This is a genomic window from Streptomyces sp. NPDC002130 (genome assembly GCF_040296465.1).
Taxonomy (GTDB): domain Bacteria; phylum Actinomycetota; class Actinomycetes; order Streptomycetales; family Streptomycetaceae; genus Streptomyces.
This window is the reverse complement of the sequence record NZ_JBEOXI010001128.1, coordinates 1-1,131: the sequence shown is the minus strand read 5'-3', so window position 1 is coordinate 1,131 and position 1,131 is coordinate 1. Positions and strand designations below refer to the sequence as shown.

The following is a 1,131-nucleotide window of genomic DNA, read 5'->3' as shown; positions in this document are numbered from 1 at the left end:
GTGAGAAGCTGTCGGGCAACGCATAAGGATTACCGCTTGATCTGATCAAGCGAGATCTGTGAAGAACCCCGCCCCTGCACTGTGCAGGGGCGGGGTTCTTTTCTCTGTCAAGTGTCACTTGCACACAAAGAATTCAGTGAGTGAACACAAAAATGACCGGCACCGAAGGGTTGCCGGTCATTTTGTACTTCGTGAAGAGAACTCAGTTTGCGGGAGCAGGCACCCAGTAGGTGGCGGTCGCTTCGGCTGTGCGCTTACGCATCGACGCGAAGCTGTGTCGGCCTTGGCTCACGAGCATCGTGAACCACGTACGACGGTGCTCTGCCAGGGCAAAAGCAACTTCGGGAAACTCTATGCAGTGCACGCCGTTCGGCATTCCGAGGCGGTGCTGACCGTGATGGTCGCGATCTGCTCGCATGGCGTCCACTTTCTCGAGAAGGTGCAGGTACAGGTGCGTTCGCTAGAACATAACCGCACAGTCACCGAAATTGTGGTATTTGAGCCTCGAATGCCCCGGCGTGTTCGATCGGTAGGCGTGTCTCGATCTCTCGGGCGCGGAGATGAGAGACTGTCGAGTGTGTTGAGAGTAGGCCTCACTGGAGGCATCGGAGCCGGTAAGTCGACAGTGTCGAAAATCCTCAGCGAACTGGGAGCCGTCATCGTCGATGCCGACCTGATCGCCCGAGAAGTGGTCGAGCCCGGCACTCCTGGCCTTGCCGCTCTGGTCGAGGCATTCGGCGACGGGATTCTGTCCGAGGACGGCAGCCTCAACAGACCTGCGCTGGCCTCGTTGGCGTTTGCCGACGACACCTCGCGCGGCACTCTCAACGGCATCCTCCACCCGTTGATCGGTACGCGGACGATGGAGCAGATCTCGTCTGCGCCGTCCGATGCAGTGCTCGTTCAGGACATTCCGCTGTTGGTCGAGGGTTCGATGGCGCCGGCATTCAATCTGGTCGTCATCGTCTACGTCGACGAGGAGGAACGAGTTCGACGTTTGGTGGGCTCACGCGGCATGCCGGAGTCCGACGCTCGTGCGCGAATCGCAGCGCAGGCAAATGACGATCAGCGTCGTGCTGTTGCCGACGTGTGGCTCGACAACAGCGGAGAGCCGGGTTCACTCGACGACGT

The 1,131-nt window shown here is 59.6% G+C and carries 1 protein-coding gene; it reads left to right on the top strand.

What is annotated here, in order from left to right:
• Nucleotides 1-577: 577 nt before the first annotated feature.
• Nucleotides 578-1,131 (top strand): dephospho-CoA kinase (gene coaE, locus ABT116_RS48985; RefSeq protein ID WP_351648073.1); only part of this gene is annotated, 554 nt, incomplete at its 3' end.